Raw genomic sequence first — 17,426 nt, forward strand, 5'->3', positions numbered from 1 at the left:
TTCATCGGCCAGTTGTCCGAGGCGCTGGAAGATTTGGCCCGTTTCACCAACTCTGTCCCCGCGGGGACAATGTCGCTTCCCAAGATATTTGCAGACGTCCGTTTCCTGCTGACGCGTTATGAGGCATCCAACGATTTGCACCGCGCGATGCGGACGGCATTTGGTAAGGTTTTTGGGGAACGATTGGCTGAACATCCAATCGAGATGACGCGCGCCGTTGAACAATCCGGCCGCTTCCTAAGCTCGATCTACGAAATTGATTACCGCGACATGACGCGGGAAACCTGGCGGCGGGCGCGGGGGTCGTTTGACACCGCGTATGAGGAATTCAGGAACAACCTGCTGACCGCTTGGGACAAGCTGGAGGATAGACCATGAGCAAACGACGCGTCTTTGATATCGATTTCCCAGAAGCTGACGCACCAGCGCCACCGACGTCTGAACCCATGGCCGAACCGCGGCGCGGACCAATGGCCTCGGCTATCTCAGAAAACTCCGCTGCCGTCGAAGAACGACAAGCGGTCGAGGCCGAGATTCGTGCCGAGAATGATCGGCTTGCGCATGAACATGTGCGGCTGAAGAAAGCGGGCTTGATCACCGATCTGATCCCGTTGTCGGCCATTCGAACAGACAAGCTAACCCGTGACCGTAAGCCTGGACGGGACGAAGATCTGGACGAACTGAAAGCCTCGATCCGTGACGTTGGCCTTTCAAACCCGATTCGGGTCGAACAGGTGGGCGAGGGGGCATATGAGCTGGTTCAAGGCTTTCGCCGTTTATCAGCGTTCCAAGAACTGTTTGATGAGACCGGCGATGAGGCCTTCGCCCGTATCCCTGCGGGGCTGATGGCGCATGGGGAAGAGCTTGAAATGCTCTATCGTCGGATGGTCGACGAGAACCTTGTGCGACGCGACATTTCCTTTGCTGAGATGGCCGAGCTGGCGCGCGGTTACGTGGCCGATCCAGAGACATCGGCGACCACAGCAGATGAGGCTCTAACCGCCTTGTTCGGGTCTGTATCCCGTCAGAAACGTAGCTACATTAAGCACTTCATGGCGTTGTTGGATGCAATCGGCTCTCATTTGAAGTTTCCCGAGGCAATTCCGCGGGCTTTGGGTCTAATGCTGGAAAAACGCCTGATGTCCGAAGAAGGGGCCGTAGCCAAGGTCAGAGCGGCTCTAGCTGCAGCATTAGTCACTACTCCTGAGGCCGAGCTTGCGGTGCTGCGTGAACAGACCTCTCCGCAGCCCTCTGCGGGCAAGCCGTCAGAGCCCAAACCCAAGGGTGTGGCGAAGACAACATTCCGGCAGGATGTGAAAGGTGGCACTGTTCGCTGTGCGGCGTCTGAGGGCCGGATCGAGATGCGGATCGCGCGGGATTTTTCCAACGTTGATCGTCATCGGTTGGAGGAAGCCGTGAAGGCGTTCTTTCAAGAGCTGGACGGTTAGGCCCAGTCGAAAGGGCAGGGGGTGTCCCCACGGGGACAGCCCAGTCCGAACCCTCCACCGACGGCTGAGAAGTCCCCGTGGGGACATAGATTGTTGGTCAGGGCCGATGGGAACGAGAAAAGGGCGCGTTAGGCGCTCTTATTGTTTAAAAACAGTAATTTAACACAAGAGTCACGGCTATTTGGGCGCTTCGACTGTTTTCGGCGCATCAAACCAGTGTTCCTGAAGGTTTTCACCAGCCCCAACCCGGTCCACCACAGCAAAAAGCCCCTGCGCGCCGATTGGTGCGAGCACGCCGTGCCATGTGCCTTTGTGCAGATTGATCCCTTGCCCCGGTGCGGTCAGAAATGCGCGCAGGTTTACCGGTACGCCACCACCATCCTCGGCAACCGTGACCAGCAGGGGGATGTTGTTCATTGGCAGGAACGCCTGACTGCCCAACGGATGACGTTCGACCATATCCAGCAAGTAAGGGAATTGGCGCGGCTTGCCGTCAAACAAGCTGATCGCCGCGCGTCCCGTCCCGAAATCCAGCAGGGCCAAATCGTGGTGGCGTCCACACATGCCTTGATTGATGATCAAGTCGGGCGAACCCGCAAGCTCGATCACATCCCCAAAGGGCGCGAAGGCTTCGGCGGTCAAAGGCTCGGCGATCAGCGTGCTCATGGCAGTAGGTCCGCCAAGCGAAACTCTGCGATCCGTTCGACCTGGCGGCAGGCTTCTGCAAATTCAGTTTCGCGGTCATTGCCGATCCGACGGTGGAATGCCGCCAGAATAGAGGCTTTGTCATGATCGCGTACTGCGATGATGAATGGGAAGCCGTGTGTGGTCACGTAATCAGTGTTGAGCTGGGTGAAAGCCTCGCGCTCTTCGTCTGTCAGAAGATCCAGACCCGCACCGGCTTGCTCGGACGTGCTTTCGGCGGTCAGCTTGCCGGCAGAGGCCAGCTTGCCTGCCAGATCGGGGTGCGCTTTCAGAACGTCCAGACGCTCGGCCTCGGTCGAGCTACGGAACGCGCGGCAAAGTGCATTGTGAACGCCTGCCGCGCTGTCATGGGCGGGGCCCAGTTCCAGATCAAATGCGCGCTCGGCGACCCAAGGCGAATGCTCGAAGATGCTGCCGTACAGATCGACGAAGCGGGCCTGATCCATCTGACTGGGGCGTTCAAAGCGGGCAGGGGGGTGGGTGGCGGCCCAATGCTGGGCAATCTCGACCCTGCGGGGACACCAGACGCCGTCATGGGCCTGTACGTGCTCTATGAAGCGTTTCAGGCCCGCTATCTTGCCGGGACGTCCTACAAGGCGACAATGCAGCCCCACCGTCATCATAGCAGGCTGACCAGCCTCTCCTTCAGCGTAGAGTGTGTCGAAGGCGTCGATCAGGTAGCGGCCGAAATCGTCACCTGTGACCCAACCGGGGGCCGTGGCGAAGCGCATATCGTTGGCCTCGAGCGTGTAGGGGATGATCAGCTGGTCATGTGACCCTATTTCAGCCCAATAGGGCAGGTCGTCGTCATAGGTGTCCGAGATATAGTCAAAGCCGCCCTGTTCGGCCACCAGCCGCACAGTGTTGGAGGAACAGCGCCCGGTGTACCAGCCACGCGGAGGCTCGCCCACAACTTCGGTGTGCAGGCGAATGGCCTCGACGATGGCGGCGCGCTCGTCCACTTCAGCCATGTCCTTGTGTTCGACCCATTTCAGCCCGTGCGATGCAATCTCCCACCCAGCTGACTTCATCGCAGCCACTTGGTCAGGGCTGCGGGCGAGGGCGGTTGCGACACCGTAGATGGTCAGCGGAATGTCCGCGCCGGTAAACAGACGATGCAAACGCCAAAATCCGGCCCGTGCGCCGTACTCGTAAATCGATTCCATGTTCCAGTGCCGTTGCCCTTCCCACTGGGCGGCACCGGGAATGTCGGACAAAAATGCCTCTGACGCGGCATCGCCATGCAGCACGCAATTCTCGCCGCCTTCTTCGTAGTTCAGAACGAATTGGACAGCGACCTTGGCGTTGCCCGGCCATTGCGGATGGGGTGGATTGGGGCCGTAGCCCCGCATATCACGGGAGTATCTTTTCACATTGACCTCTAAGCGACGTGTTTGGTTTTCCCAGTTATAGGCGAAAGGGCAGGGGGGTCACGAGGATTCAATCAATTGATGACAGTGGAGGAGTGGTTGGATTTTATTGACGGTACCGGCACTGGGTCTATTCTTTCGGTGCCAATACAGAGATTGGCATCAGTTTGTTGAAGGGGGTAAGCATGACGGTTGTGTTGGACAGTTCCAGATTAAGACAGCAAGACGGTTGCACGTGTAGAAAGATTGAGCGTTTGTTGGTCTGCGTTAAACGTGCCTTTGCCGGTTGCCTCACATCTCTGGCGATGACAATCGCGGCTCATGCGGATGCTCTGCTTGACGATGCTGTGGCATTCAACGGCCAAATCCTTCACTTGCAGACGGATGTACCGGGTTTGCTGTTCGCAGCGATCAGAGACGGCGACGTTGCAGTCGCGGGTTTCGGAGAGACGAAGCGAGGGAATGGTATCACTCCAGATGGTGATACGGTTCTGCGTTTGGGATCGATTACCAAGGTGTTTACCGGTGAAATGTTGGCGCAGGCGGTGTCGCGCGACGAGGTGGGATTCACAGATCAGATCGGGCCTTTGCTTCCGCCCAAACTTGCCACGGCATTGGAAAAACATCCGCCAATTCGCTTGATTGATCTTGTCACGCATTCAGGTGGATTGCCGCGAGAAGTCCCGCGGGCAAGCTCTCCTCAGGACGATCCGTTTAAGACGATAACGCTTGATGCGTTTGCGGATTGGCTGCGGGACACACCTTTGCTTTTCGCGCCGAGCACAAGCATTGCGTATTCGAATTTCGGGTTTGACCTGTTGTCAGCAGGCCTTTCGACGGCGGGTGGGGCTGCGTATGAAGATCTACTGGCGGAGCGTATTACCGGGCCATTGAAGATGGAGGACACAGGATTTGTTGTTTCCGCAGAAATGGCAGACCGGTTGATGACGGGTCATGCACCTGATGGCACCCCCATGTTGGAAGTCCCGTCCGGCAAAGTCATCACCGGGTCGGGTGGTTTACGCAGCACAACGAATGATTTGCTGAAATGGGTGCAATGGCACTTGGCAGACACCGAAGATCAAGCCGAAGTGCGCTTTCTGGATCATGCAACCTATGTGCAGCGCGATGGCATGCAAACGGTTCTGTCTATGGACGAATCCGATCGGATGGATGCGATGGGACTTGCCTGGGTTGTGATGAATGAAACCGACGAACATCCGTTCGTTTTGCAAAAAGCGGGGGCGCTGCAGGGGCAGATGTCGTACTTAGCTTTCGCACCAGAGCATGGCACCGCGGTTTTCGTGTCGATAAACCAGTTCGATTTCTCGGCTGCTTACGCGATGACGGAACTGGCGAATGAACTCCTGGCAAACCTAAGCGGCTATTAATCGGATTGCGTGCGCAAGTGTGCGCACGCAGATAGTTTCGACTTAGTTCAGAAATTCCCACCTCCTTAACAATAGTCAAGCTGATTGCCTGACGCCTCCTCTATCCAGAAAATCGGATAACTGAGCTGGAGGCCGATATGCGAGAAGTCATGACTAAGACCATGGCACGTAACGTGTTCTATGGCGGCTCGCTGTTCTTCATTGTGGTCTTTTTGATCTTGTCGGCACATTCGGTTCGCTATGTGGTGAACCAGTCGACAGCAAATGCGCCGCTGACGGACAGTGTCGCCCGTGGCAAACATGTGTGGGAAAAACATGCCTGCATCAACTGCCACACATTGATGGGGGAGGGCGCCTATTTCGCCCCCGAACTGCAAAACGTGATGACCCGTTGGGGTGTGCAAGAAGAGCCTGACGACGCTTTCGAAGTGTTGAAGGGCTGGATGGAAGCACAACCGACCGGCATCGAAGGGCGTCGTCAGATGCCTCAATTCAACCTGAGTGACGAAGAGATTCGCGATCTGTCGGAGTTTTTCCGTTGGGTTAACACAATCGACGCACAGGGTTGGCCGCCGAACGAGGCGGGCTAAGGCCGGACGAGGAGACAAGACATGAAATACCAAACACAAAAAATAGCCTATTGGTACTTCCTGGCAGCGATGGCGATCTTTGCCGTCCAAGTGCTGGGGGGCCTTTTGGCAGGTTGGATCTATGTCAGCCCGAACTTCCTGTCCGAGCTGCTACCGTTCAACATCATTCGCATGCTGCACACAAACTCTTTGATCGTGTGGCTGCTACTGGGGTTCTTTGGCGCGGCTTACTTCCTTGTACCGGAAGAAGCCGAGCGTGAGCTCCATTCACCAATGCTGGCCTACCTTCAGCTGATCATCCTTTTGGTTGGTACGTTGGGCGTGGTTGTTACGTACACGTTCGACCTGTTCCCCGGTCACTGGTTTCTGGGCAAGGAAGGCCGCGAGTTCATTGAGCAACCCGTTTGGGTGAAGCTTGGCATCGTTGTTGCGGCGCTGATCTTCCTGTTCAACATCTCGATGACAGTTCTTAAGGGTCGTAAGACTGCGATTACGAACGTGCTGCTTTTGGGCCTTTGGGGTCTGGTGCTGCTGTTCCTGTTTGCATTCTACAACCCGGCCAACCTTGCGCTTGATAAAATGTTCTGGTGGTACATCGTCCACTTGTGGGTGGAAGGGACTTGGGAACTGGTTATGGCCTCGATCCTTGCCTTCCTGCTTTTGAAGCTGACCGGTGTCGACCGTGAGGTCATTGAGAAATGGCTGTATATCATCGTCGCGACGGCTCTGTTCTCGGGCATTCTGGGGACGGGTCACCACTACTACTGGATCGGCTTGCCGGGTTACTGGCAGTGGATCGGGTCGGTGTTCTCATCACTCGAGGTCATTCCGTTCTTTGCAATGATGAGCTTCAGCTTCGTCATGGTCTGGAAAGGCAAACGCGACCACCCGAACAAAGCAGCGTTGCTTTGGGCATTGGGTGCAGCGACCGTCGCCTTCTTCGGCGCGGGCGTCTGGGGCTTCCTGCATACGCTGCACGGTGTGAACTATTACACCCACGGTACGCAGATCACAGCCGCCCACGGTCACTTGGCCTTCTTTGGCGCCTATGTGTCGGTGAACCTTGCGATCATCACCTATGCCATGCCGATCCTGACGGGCCGCGACCCGTATAATCAGGTTCTCAACATGGTTAGCTTCTGGCTGATGACCGGTGGTATGGCGTTCATGACGTTCGTGCTGACTTTTGCCGGCACCATTCAGACCCACATGCAGCGTGTTCTGGGCGAATACTTCATGGATATCCAAGAAGGATTGGGCCTGTTCTATGTCATGCGCTGGGGCTCGGGATTGTGTGTCGTGATTGGTGCCATCCTGTTCATCTATGCCCAACTGGCCCCACGTCGTGAAGTAATTGCGCGCGGTGCTGAAAGCGAAGGTGCCTGATATGGCCGCTGTAGAAAAAACAACGGAGGGGGCTCGCGCCCCCTTCTACTCACCCGTTTCTGACGAATGCGAAATTTTTGAAGCTGCCGAACGCCATGGGCTGCCGCTGCTTTTGAAAGGTCCGACCGGCTGCGGTAAGACGCGCTTCGTCTCTCACATGGCTGCCCGTTTGGGCCGCCCACTTTATACCGTCGCCTGCCATGATGACTTGTCCGCCGCTGACCTTGTAGGTCGCTATCTTCTGAAGGGCGGGGAAACCGTCTGGGTCGATGGTCCACTGACGCGCGCCGTGCGCGAAGGGGCGATTTGTTATCTGGACGAGGTGGTCGAGGCACGCAAAGACGTGACCGTCGTTCTGCACCCGCTGACCGATGATCGTCGCATCCTGCCGCTTGATAAAACGGGCGAAGAGATTGAGGCCGCTCCCGGCTTCATGCTCGTCGCATCCTATAACCCGGGGTATCAGAACATTCTGAAGACCCTGAAACCTTCAACCCGCCAGCGTTTTCTATCGATAGACTTCGACTTTCCCTCCCACGACCGAGAGATCGAAATTGTCACGCGCGAAAGCGGGCTGGATGTCAGCCGGGCGACGTCCCTTGTCCGGCTGGCAAACAAATTGCGCGGCCTGAAAGGGCAAGATCTGGAAGAGGGCGTCTCGACCCGTCTTGTGATCTATTGCGCCACGCTGATCGAAGATGGCATGGCCGTCGACCGTGCGATCCGCACGGCGATGATCGAACCCTTGTCTGACGATGAAGACGTCAAACGGGGTCTGATGGACCTGGTCACCGCGATCTATGGCTGATGCCACCCTGCGACCGGCCACAGTGTCGGTCGCAGGGTCGGTCGCAGCCTTTACACTGGATAACCTGACACCCGAGGTTCCCCATGTCTGAACGAATTTTTGACCCCTTTGAGCCCGAAGAGACCGTCGGCAAAATCTGGCACGCTTATGCGAGCCGATTGGACGCGCGGGCGTCGCATGACGACAATGCCGTCGCGCTAGACGATATCTCTGGCAGGCTTGGTGTCTTCTTCCGCGGGCTAGGTGGTTCGCATGCGGCCGAGATCAAACCGGCGACGCTGCAAGTCTCTAATCACCGGCTTTCCCTGCGCCGAGCTTTGGGCACATGGCGCGAACGCGAGGCGCGGCCCAGCTTTGATGGTGAGGCATTGCGCCTGCCAGAAACTATCGCTGAATTTCCTGCGCGCGAGGCCAACGCTGCGCTCTATTTCTGGCTGGTCGCGTCGGTCGCCCATGCCCCCGAGACTGTATCTGATGATGACCCGCTGCGCGCCGATTTGCGCGCGCTTCAGGCGTCTATTGCGATGACACAGGCGACGTTGAAAGATTGCCCGGGCCTTCGTGGGTTTTATGAAACCCTGATCGGGGCCTGCCGCGCCAGCCGCCCGGATGCCAAGCTTCCAAAATATGAAGCTGCGATGGAGGGTGCGATTGATCACCTGCTGGGTGGACCAGAACCCAAAGGCAAGCTTGACCGCGAGTTTGTTGCACTGATCCGTCAACCAGATACCGATTTGGACCACCTGCGCGCACCAAACGGGTATCGCCCCTTTCGCGCCGTGCCGATGTGGCCCGATCTGCGCCCGATGGTGAAACGCGCCGCCGCCGACCGGCTGCCCGAAAGCGAAGAACAAGGGCAGGGACCGGGGGACGAGGCCGACGGCACCAAAGCCGCGCGCCGATCAGGCAGTGATCTGGCCGAACGGCGTGACAGTCTGATCCTGCATCGGTTTGAAGCGATCTTCAGTTGGGTTGAAAGCCTGAACATGAACCGCCGGATCGAAGATGACGACGAAGATAACGCCCGCCGCGCTGCCGAAGACCAAGACGAATTGGTGCTGGGGCAGGTGTCCAAGAAAACCGCGACACGGTTGAAGTTCCACCTTGATTTGTCGCCAGAAGATGCGGAACGCGAACGCTTGTCGGGCAAGTATCTGTATCCCGAATGGGATCATCGCAAAGGGACCTATATCCCTGCCCACGCGCGTGTTTTGGCAAGTGTCGCTGACGAAGTTGAGGCGTTGGAGCATGACCCCGCCACCGAACGCCGCATCCGTGCGGTGAAACGCCAGTTTGAAGCTCTGCGTCCTAAACGCGTGATCCTTCCGCGCCAGATGGATGGTGACGAACTTGATCTTGAGGCTGCCATTGCGGCGCAGGTTGAGCTGAAAGCCACGGGCCGCTCCAGCGATCGCGTCTACCGCGCCGCGCGTGTGACGGAACGGGATTTGGCGATCTCGGTCTTGATGGATATCTCGCGATCAACCGAGGCGTCGATTGGCGAGCGTAATGTGATCGACGTGGAGCGAGAGGCGCTGACCGCCCTGTCTTGGGGGCTGAATGCTTGCGGCGATGATTTCGCGATCCATGCGTTTTCATCCCTGAAACGCGACCGTGTGTATGTGCAGGAATGCAAAGGTTTTGACGAGAAAATGGGTCCACGCGTTGAGGCGCGGATCGGTGGGCTGACGCCTGCGTTCTACACGCGGCTCGGGGCTGCGATCCGCCACATGACGGCAGAACTGGACGACCGCCCGAATACGCGCCGGTTGATGTTGGTCATCACAGACGGCAAACCCAACGATCTGGACCACTACGAAGGCCGCCACGGCATCGAAGACAGTCGCATGGCCGTGCGCGAAGCTCGTCGAAAGGGGCACGCGGTGCACGGCGTCGTTGTGGATCAAAAAGGGCAGGGATGGGTACAACGCATCTTTGGCACCGACGGGTTTTCCATCGTGCCAGACCCTACAAGGCTGACTGCCGCGCTGCCCGAGATCTACCGCCAGATCACAGGTGGGGCATGACTGACCAGACATCCGTTCTGGACGAACTGCCCGGAGACCTGATGATCTGGGTGCTGATCGTCTCGGAACTTTTGGTGTTTGGCGCGGGCTTGCTGGCATTTCTGGGCATGCGGGCGATGGACCCGGTTGGGTTTGCCGCCGACCAAGTCCAGCTAAACCGCGTGGCGGGGGGCGTGAACACAATCGTTTTGGTCACCAGCGGATATTGCGCGGCGCGCGCGGTGCAGTCTGCGCGTCACATGCGGGCGTGGCTATCTGGTGCCATGGCGCTTGGCCTCGGTTTTCTGATCGTCAAATGGCTTGAATACGCCGAAAAAGCACGCCACGGGATCGGGATCGAGACCAGTGATTTCTTCACCTTCTACTACCTTCTAACCGGCTTTCACGCCCTGCATGTCGTGGCAGGACTGGTGATCTTTGCGCTGTTGATGCGCTGGGGCAACCCACGCAACTTGGAAGCCGGCGCTGCCTTTTGGCACATGGTCGATCTGGTCTGGGTGCTGCTGTTTCCCATCATCTATCTGGTGCACTGATGCCAACACCGATCCTAAACCGCGCCCTTGTCCTGCTGATTGGCCTCAGCTTGGTCACAACCGTCTTCGCGGGCGTTCTGCCCGAGGCTGGGCCGGTCTTCGTCCTGACCGTCCTTGTCCTGTCGGGCCTGAAATCGCGCGTGATCCTGTCGGATTATCTGGGCTTGCGCACCGCCCCCAGCTTTCGGGGCGGCTTCACAGCGTTTCTGGTCGCGTTCCTAGGGCTTGCGGCACTGATCTATGCCTTGCCAATGGCAATGTGACATTGCTTGACGATGATCAAGGCTGGAGCGCGGATCGCTTGCTACGCTTGGGTCTGAAATTGACAGGAGTCTCATCATGAATTCTCTGAAATTGGCCGTTTGGGTCATGATCCTGGCCTCACCCGCCATGGCACACCACGATAAAACCCCACTGCGCGAAGCCGTTGTCGATGGGCACACGCACGATGTTGGCGGGGCGACCTTCTGGCTCGCGGGTGCAGCTGTTGCAATGATCATCGCGCTGATTGCTGTGCAGAAATCGGTGTTTCGCAAGTGATGGCGGATGCGCAAGACAGGTCCGGCCGTTGGCCGGTCTGGTTGCTGGCACTTGTGCTTTACCCATTTGCCGCAGGCGCGGCGGCAGTGAACCTGTTTTTCCTGACCCTCATGACCCAAGCCATTGGGCTTAACGCTTTGTCGCCGGTGCAATCCATCGTCGGAGGTGTCGCCCTTGGCGTGCCGTTCGCGTGGGTTGCGGGGAAATGGATGCGCGGATTGATCGACAAGGCAGAAGACGAAGCATAGCAAGCGAAGGGGCGGATCATGACCCAGTACCTTAGGCGCATCTTCGGCGAAGGGTTCCGTGCGTTTTTTCTGGGGGCAGCAATCTGGGCCATCTTGTCCGGCGTGATTTGGGAGGTCTGGCTGGGCGCGCAATCCGTTGGTGACGGGATCGAGCTGTCGAACCTCGCCATGTCTCCCTATGAATGGCACGCCCACGAAATGATCTTCGGCTATGCAGGCGCCGCGATTGGCGGGTTCTTTCTGACGGCTGTGGCAAGTGGGCGCGGTTTGGTGATCACGCTCAGTGTTTGCCTGTGGGCGGCGGGGCGACTTGCGCTGTGGCAATCTTCGGGGTTGCCAGCGGAACTTGTTGCTGGGATGGATCTTTCCTTTCTGCTGTTTTTAATCGTGCGGATCGCGGTTCAGCTCGCCCGTCGTCCAAAACCGCAACATGCGGTGTTTCTGGTGTTCTTGGCGGCTCTCATGGCGGGAAATCTGGCAGTTCATCTGGATTGGACCGGCATCATTCCGGGTGTCGCCTATGAAGGCATGCGGCTCGGTTTGCTGGCGCTGATCGGACTGATCGTCGTGCTGGGTGGACGCGTGACGCCCGGATTTATCCGCAATGCGATGAAACGCGCCGAACGACCCGAGGCCACATGGCCCCCCGTCACCCCCCGGCTTGATCGAGGGTCGGTGGCATTTGCTGTGCTGTTACCGTGGAGCCTGTTTGTCCCCGTCCTGAACCCAATGATCGCCCTCGCGCTTGGGGTGGTTCATGGGCTTCGCATGGCCCAGTGGCGCGGAACCTGGACGCTGCGTGACCCTTTGCTGTGGTCCCTGTTTGCAGCGCAGGCTCTGGTCGTCGCGGGCCTTGTTATGTGGGCATTTGCCCAATGGGGCATCGGGGACGAGATCGGCGCACTGCACGTTCTGGGGCTGGGCGGCATCGGCGGCATGACCCTTGCGGTGATGAGCCGCGCAATCCTTGGTCATACGGGCCGCGCGCCCGTTCCACCCACGCCCGTAGCGTGGGGGTATGGGTTGATGATCCTTTCGACGATAACCCGCTGGCTCGCCGCGGACCTTTTGTTCGTCTGGCATGACCTGTTGGTTTTGATTGCCGGCGCAGCGTGGATCGGGGCCTTTGTGCTGTTCCTGGTCGGATTTCTTCGCGCTTTAACCGGCCCGCGCCCAATACGCGACGTTCGGCCAACACCCCCCATTCCCGAGCACATGAAAACGGCTGCGGCTTGACGTTGGTTAAGTGCGTGCCACAGGACTTATGCCACATTCCGGGCAAGGCCCACCCAGCGAGGTTATCCCACAACCTCGTTCAGATTTTCGAATACGGCCTCAGTGATCATGTCGCCTCTGTTCTTGGGTGAGGCCGGCGGCGCAACCGATCACGCCCGGGTTTTCGAACCCATAGGCCAACCGCCCGAGCGCATCTAGGTGTGCTGCGAGGCCGGGTGCCATCCAACTGGGTGGCGGGCGGTTGGTCTTACCTATTTCGTCAATCGGGCGGTTTGATCACGTTTTTGATAATTGCCGCTGACTTGACAAACATCATGTTGACTGGTGCGCCAATCAGGTTCAATGGGCTCAACAGATGATGCACCGGAGGGATGTCCAATGGATTACCAACGCTACTTCAAAACCCGCCTGAACGCGCTGCGCGACGATGGCAATTATCGCGTGTTTGCTGATTTGCAGCGCAAGCGCGGTTCATTTCCGAGCGCGAAACATCGGGGTGCCGATGGCACCGGTGACGTTACGATCTGGTGCTCGAACGATTATTTGGGGATGGGTCAACATCCCGACGTGCTGGCCGCGATGCACAATGTGATCGACACCGTGGGTGCGGGCGCGGGTGGGACGCGTAATATTTCCGGCACAACGCATGAACACGTGTTGTTAGAGGCTGAGTTGGCTGACCTACACGGCAAAGAAGCCGCGCTTTTGTTCACATCTGGCTATGTCTCGAACTGGGCCGCCCTTGGCACACTGGCGTCACAAATTCCGGGCTGCATCGTGTTTTCAGACGCGTTGAACCATGCCTCGATGATTGAGGGTATTCGCCATTCAAAAGCGGCGCGGGTGATCTGGAAACACAACGATCTAGAGGATCTGGAGGCCAAACTGGCCGCTGCCGACCCCGACGCGCCGAAACTGATTGCGTTTGAAAGCGTCTATTCGATGGATGGTGACATCGCCCCGATCAAAGAGATTTGCGATCTGGCCGACAAATACGATGCCATGACCTATCTGGACGAGGTTCACGCAGTCGGTCTTTACGGCCAACGCGGCGGGGGTATTGCCGAACGCGAGGGTCTGATGAACCGTCTGACCGTTATCGAAGGCACGTTGGGCAAAGCGTTTGGCGTCATGGGCGGCTATATTGCCGCCTCGGCCGAGCTCTGTGATTTCGTGCGCAGTTTTGCCAGCGGGTTCATCTTCACCACCGCCTTGCCGCCCGCTGTGGCTGCGGGAGCACGGGCGTCCGTGCAGCACCTGAAACGCTCAAACACAGAGCGGGACAGCCATAAAGAACGCGTGGCAACTGTGCGCGCGGGGCTGGATGCGATGGGCATTCCCCATATCGATAACCCGTCCCACATCATCCCGGTAATGGTTGGTGACCCGGTGAAATGTAAATTCATAACCGACACGCTGATGCGTGACTTTGGAGTCTACATCCAGCCGATCAACTACCCGACTGTGCCCAAAGGGACTGAGCGGTTGCGGATCACACCGTCGCCTGTACACACAGATGCCGACATCGAACATCTGTTGGGGGCGTTGGAAGAGTTGTGGAGCCAGTGCGAGATCGCGCGGGTTCCCATGGCCGCGCAATAGTCACGTCCCGCCGCTAGGCCAGGGCCGCTTGAAGCGGTGTGCCTTGGCCGGCCAGATACGCTTTGATCGCGCGCGCGACCATGGCGTCGACGCCGGGCAACTGGCTGATCACGGGCAGCACCCGCCCTTTGAATCCACCCGCTTTCAGGGCGGCGTGAACGTCTTTGCGCACGTGGTCACCCTCCATCGCGAAGAACGGCAGACACAGGTCGTCTCCGTTTAACCTTTTCACTTTCTCGGGGATGGAAGGGTCTTGCTCTAGAAAACCGACCTCGACACGCGATCCAGTCAGAGCGATTTCTAGCTTTGCCGCGAAATCGCGGGTGGCACGTTCGGGGGCGGGGCGACCGCTGCCTGATCCATGTGCGACCAGAAACAAGGGTTCACCTTCGCATAAGCCTTCGGCCTGCAAACCCGCAGCCGCTAAGCCGGGCAAATCGGGGTCCATTCCGAACGGCGTCATCAACTCGACCGGAGCGTCACCAAGCCGACCAGCGAGGCAGGTCCGCACGAACCATCCATCCGACATGAACAGCGGATAGACCGGCGCGCCGGGCTTGGTTTTGGCCAGCACCTCGTTCACCCGACCGGGCGCGGCCAGCGTGGCGCAACCAAGCTTCACATCGGGCAAATGGGACTGCACACGGGCGACGTAGTCGGCCAACGCAGCCTCGGCCGGTTCAGGCGAGGACGGTTGCCCGTGCGAAATGATCAGGGCGTCGAAATGGTCCATGGCTGGCTCCTTTCAGGGCTGGCGGCGGAATAGGCAGGCAGGTCAAGGCGCGCGGGCCTAGTGGCTGGTGCCTTCCTCGAATGTGATCTTGTTCCAGATATTATACTTTCCAGACGGTTTGCGCATCGGCAGACGTTTGACCTCTTCCAATGTTTTGGCGTCATAGACAATCACCGCACCATCGTCTTCCCAGACCGAGACGAGCGCGTGGCTACCATCTTTGGTGAACTCGACATGGGCAACCGTGGCGCCAATTTCAGGCTGCAAGGTCTTCACGATCTCAAGTGTTTCCTTGTCGATGATGTGCATTTTGTCCTTGTTCGGGCCAAAGAACACGTCAACCCAAACATAGGGTGACGTCTTATGAGAGCGCATGAAGAAGCCGGGGCCTTCGGTCTTAATCCGTTTGACGGTTTCCCAACTGTTCATGTCGATCACAGACACGGTACCATCCTTTAGGTGCGGCGTGGCCATAACGGTCGAGCCATCCCGATCCCACGTGATGCCAGAGCCAAGATGCGGCATGCCGGGCAGGTCCAGATCAGCCACTTTCTGACCGATCACAAGATCAACGACCAAGCCGTCTTCGCCTTTTCGCGAGGCCCCCATGACATGTTCGTAGCTTTGGTCGAAGAAGAAATCATCCAGATAGTCGGGCGTGGTGATCTTGCGGATTGGGAAGTCAGTTTCTTGTGGCGTCGGACCCTCAATACGCCAGTCATGGGTAAATCCGCCTGCAAAAATGTTCAAATCCGGGTGTTCGCTGTACGAGACCTCCCAGATTTCAGGCACATCTTTCAGGGCCAACACGAAGCTTTCGCGAGGCGGGGCCTGATAAACCGCGGACACGCGGCTTGGGGTGCCGTCTTTGCCAACCACATCGTGAACTTCGGCAACGGACAGGTCATCCGTCGACAGGATGGTCAGCGTATTGGGCAGGTAATTGGCGACCGCCAGCCATTTGCCATCGCCCGACATGGCGATGTTGCGACTATTGAGGCCTGCGCGGACGCGGCCGACCTCTTTCAACGCCCAGATACCATATTTCTGGACCCAGCCATCGCGCGACATGATGAACACGTATTTCCCATCGGGAGTGAACTTAGGCCCGCCATGTACAGCAAAAGGCGTCGCGAACCGGTCGAGCACATCAAACGTGTCGCCATCTAGGACCGACACGTGGTGGTCGCCGGTTTCCACGACCAGCGTGATGTTCATCGGGTCCGAGGACCAGACTGGTGCATCCACCGGCGCATAATCTTCATTCACGACGCGACTTGCCGCGATTTCTTCCGGTCCCCATGGCGGGATGACCTCAAGCGGCGTTTTCAAATAGTCGGCAAGTTCGGCGATGCGGGTGTCATCCAGCTCTTCTATGAAGCCGGGCATTTGCGTGGCAACGCGCCCATCGCGAATGACCGCTTGGACGCGCGGCCCACGCATGCGTTTCAAGGTCTCTGGAATCAAGGCCGGACCCTGCGCGCCAAGGCGGTTGGCCTCGTGGCAATCCGCGCAGTATTCCATGTAGTCCGCTTCGGGGTCGGCACTTGCCGCGAAGGGCGAAGCGATCAGGACCGAAGCAAGGATGGTGGCTTTAAAAGAACTGGTGTTTCGGGTCATTGCTTTTTCCTCGGAAGGGGGTGACTTCAAGTCGGTCGGCTTCAGCCACACCAATTTCGTCATTTGTCAGGTAGCAGGCCGGATCTTCGGCCCATGGATCGCCCGTGACTTGCAGGGCGCGGATACGGGTGTTGCCGCCGCAGACATCCTGGATCGCGCAGGCCCCGCAACGTCCTTTCAGGGGGCGAGGGCGGGTGCGCAGGGTGGCGAGCATTTGGTCGTCGCCGGTCCAGAGGTCAGAGAACCTCGCGTCTTTCACATTGCCGACGGTGTAGTCGGACCAATAGGTGTCGGGGTGAACTTTGCCTAGAAAGTCGATATTGGCGACACCCAAACCGGAGGAGTTGCCACCCCAAGCCACAAGGTGCTCGCGCAGGTGGGCGATTTTGTCGGCGTCAAACCGTTCTGCTGCCCAACGCAGGAAGTAGCCTGCGTCAGCGTCGTTGTTGCCGGTCACGATGTCCAACTGGCGGCCTCCGTTTGCGCTTTCCCATGCGCGGTCCAGCAGCAGGTCCATCCCCTTGCGGGTCATCTGGTGATGGGCATCCTCGCCTCGGTTTTTGTCACCACGTCCGGCGTAAACCAGGTGGGACAGATAGAATTTATCGACGCCCTCATCATCGCAAAGCTTGATAAGGTCGGGCAGGTGATGCTGTGTGCCCTCGGTCAGGCAGAACCGCAAACCAACGCGCACATCGCGTTTCTTCAGCTCGCGCACACCGCGCACGGCCGCATCAAACGCGCCGTTCACACCACGAAACCAGTCATTCGTTTCGCCAATTCCGTCGATCGAGATGCCGACATAGTTGAAGCCGATCTCGGCGACTTGATCGGCGGTTTCTCCGAATATCTTTGTGCCGTTGGTGGACAGGGCCAAAACGCGGGTCAGCTTGCGTGCACGTTTGGCTAGTGGAAACAGGTAGGGGCTGTCGAGCGGTTCGCCACCCGACAGGATGATCGCGGGCACTTTGAATTGGCCGAGGTCTTCGAGCGTGTCGAAGGCTTGCTCTTCGGACAGTTCACCGGGAAAGTTCACGTCAGCGGAGACCGTATAGCAGTGGCGGCAGCGCAGGTTGCAGCGGCGTGTCAGGTTCCAGATCACCACTGGTTTCACCATGCCCGAGCCACGGCGTTGGTGGACCGGAGTTGGGTTGGCAAGCTGGTGCATATATTCGGTCAGGCGGAACAT

17 protein-coding genes and 1 pseudogene are annotated in these 17,426 nt (G+C 58.2%); 13 read left to right on the forward strand and 5 right to left on the reverse strand.

What is annotated here, in order from left to right; translation table 11 throughout:
* Both V6N04_RS12485 and V6N04_RS12490 read left to right on the forward strand, forming a co-directional pair.
* Positions 1-378, forward strand: a pseudogene (locus V6N04_RS12485) (AAA family ATPase); the annotation flags it as partial.
* Positions 375-1,448, forward strand: coding sequence for a ParB/RepB/Spo0J family partition protein (locus V6N04_RS12490; protein WP_371170508.1), 1,074 nt, complete (start codon positions 375-377; stop codon positions 1,446-1,448). The pseudogene V6N04_RS12485 and the gene V6N04_RS12490, both read left to right, overlap by 4 nt.
* Before the next feature lie 177 nt (positions 1,449-1,625).
* On the opposite strand, the gene V6N04_RS12495 is transcribed toward V6N04_RS12490, so the two are convergent.
* Together V6N04_RS12495 and puuE are read right to left on the reverse strand one after the other, a co-directional pair.
* Entirely contained in the window at positions 1,626-2,114 is a 489-nt protein-coding gene (locus V6N04_RS12495) for an ureidoglycolate lyase (RefSeq protein ID WP_371170509.1), read from the reverse strand.
* Positions 2,111-3,526, reverse strand: a complete 1,416-nt coding sequence (gene puuE / locus V6N04_RS12500) for an allantoinase PuuE (RefSeq protein ID WP_371170510.1) — start codon at positions 3,524-3,526, stop codon at positions 2,111-2,113. Before puuE ends, V6N04_RS12495 begins: the two co-directional genes overlap by 4 nt.
* 182 nt (positions 3,527-3,708) lie before the next feature.
* Between puuE and ampH the strand changes: the two genes are divergently transcribed.
* The 11 genes from ampH to hemA all read left to right on the forward strand — a co-directional run bounded on the left by ampH (position 3,709) and on the right by hemA (position 13,884).
* A complete protein-coding gene (ampH, locus tag V6N04_RS12505; protein WP_371170511.1) occupies positions 3,709-4,914 on the forward strand; it encodes a D-alanyl-D-alanine-carboxypeptidase/endopeptidase AmpH in 1,206 nt (401 codons plus the stop codon).
* Between the two features lie 137 nt (positions 4,915-5,051).
* Positions 5,052-5,504: a c-type cytochrome gene (locus V6N04_RS12510; protein ID WP_371170512.1), complete on the forward strand. Its 453-nt coding sequence runs from the start codon at positions 5,052-5,054 to the stop codon at positions 5,502-5,504.
* Positions 5,505-5,525: 21 nt separating this feature from the next.
* Entirely contained in the window at positions 5,526-6,890 is a 1,365-nt protein-coding gene (locus tag V6N04_RS12515) for a cbb3-type cytochrome c oxidase subunit I (RefSeq protein WP_371170513.1), read from the forward strand.
* 1 nt (position 6,891) lies between these two features.
* Positions 6,892-7,698 (forward strand): CbbQ/NirQ/NorQ/GpvN family protein, encoded by an 807-nt coding sequence (locus V6N04_RS12520; RefSeq protein ID WP_371170514.1) that lies wholly within the window; start codon positions 6,892-6,894, stop codon positions 7,696-7,698.
* Positions 7,699-7,781: 83 nt separating this feature from the next.
* On the forward strand, positions 7,782-9,725 hold the full coding sequence (locus tag V6N04_RS12525) for a nitric oxide reductase activation protein NorD (RefSeq protein WP_371170515.1): 1,944 nt from the start codon (positions 7,782-7,784) through the stop codon (positions 9,723-9,725).
* Positions 9,722-10,258 (forward strand): cytochrome c oxidase subunit 3, encoded by a 537-nt coding sequence (locus V6N04_RS12530; RefSeq protein ID WP_371170516.1) that lies wholly within the window; start codon positions 9,722-9,724, stop codon positions 10,256-10,258. Before V6N04_RS12525 ends, V6N04_RS12530 begins: the two co-directional genes overlap by 4 nt.
* Positions 10,258-10,521: a hypothetical protein gene (locus V6N04_RS12535; protein WP_371170517.1), complete on the forward strand. Its 264-nt coding sequence runs from the start codon at positions 10,258-10,260 to the stop codon at positions 10,519-10,521. The genes V6N04_RS12530 and V6N04_RS12535 overlap by 1 nt, the downstream gene beginning before the upstream one ends.
* Before the next feature lie 76 nt (positions 10,522-10,597).
* On the forward strand, positions 10,598-10,798 hold the full coding sequence (locus V6N04_RS12540) for a hypothetical protein (protein WP_371170518.1): 201 nt from the start codon (positions 10,598-10,600) through the stop codon (positions 10,796-10,798).
* Positions 10,798-11,046, forward strand: coding sequence for a hypothetical protein (locus V6N04_RS12545; RefSeq protein WP_371170519.1), 249 nt, complete (start codon positions 10,798-10,800; stop codon positions 11,044-11,046). The genes V6N04_RS12540 and V6N04_RS12545 overlap by 1 nt, the downstream gene beginning before the upstream one ends.
* Positions 11,047-11,064: 18 nt before the next feature.
* A complete protein-coding gene (locus V6N04_RS12550) occupies positions 11,065-12,282 on the forward strand; it encodes an NnrS family protein (protein WP_371170520.1) in 1,218 nt (405 codons plus the stop codon).
* Between the two features lie 378 nt (positions 12,283-12,660).
* Positions 12,661-13,884, forward strand: a complete 1,224-nt coding sequence (hemA, locus tag V6N04_RS12555) for a 5-aminolevulinate synthase (protein ID WP_371170521.1) — start codon at positions 12,661-12,663, stop codon at positions 13,882-13,884.
* A gap of 13 nt (positions 13,885-13,897) precedes the next feature.
* On the opposite strand, the gene V6N04_RS12560 is transcribed toward hemA, so the two are convergent.
* Genes V6N04_RS12560 through nirJ form a run of 3 tightly spaced genes read right to left on the reverse strand, consistent with a single transcriptional unit; the run spans position 13,898 to position 17,426 of the window.
* Entirely contained in the window at positions 13,898-14,617 is a 720-nt protein-coding gene (locus V6N04_RS12560; protein ID WP_371170522.1) for a sirohydrochlorin chelatase, read from the reverse strand.
* 57 nt (positions 14,618-14,674) lie between these two features.
* Positions 14,675-16,237, reverse strand: a complete 1,563-nt coding sequence (locus tag V6N04_RS12565; RefSeq protein ID WP_371170523.1) for a cytochrome D1 domain-containing protein — start codon at positions 16,235-16,237, stop codon at positions 14,675-14,677.
* A complete protein-coding gene (gene nirJ, locus V6N04_RS12570) occupies positions 16,212-17,426 on the reverse strand; it encodes a heme d1 biosynthesis radical SAM protein NirJ (protein ID WP_371170524.1) in 1,215 nt (404 codons plus the stop codon). The genes V6N04_RS12565 and nirJ overlap by 26 nt, the downstream gene beginning before the upstream one ends.

It is taken from the genome of Aliiroseovarius conchicola, assembly GCF_041403445.1.
Taxonomy (GTDB): Bacteria; Pseudomonadota; Alphaproteobacteria; order Rhodobacterales; family Rhodobacteraceae; genus Aliiroseovarius; species Aliiroseovarius conchicola.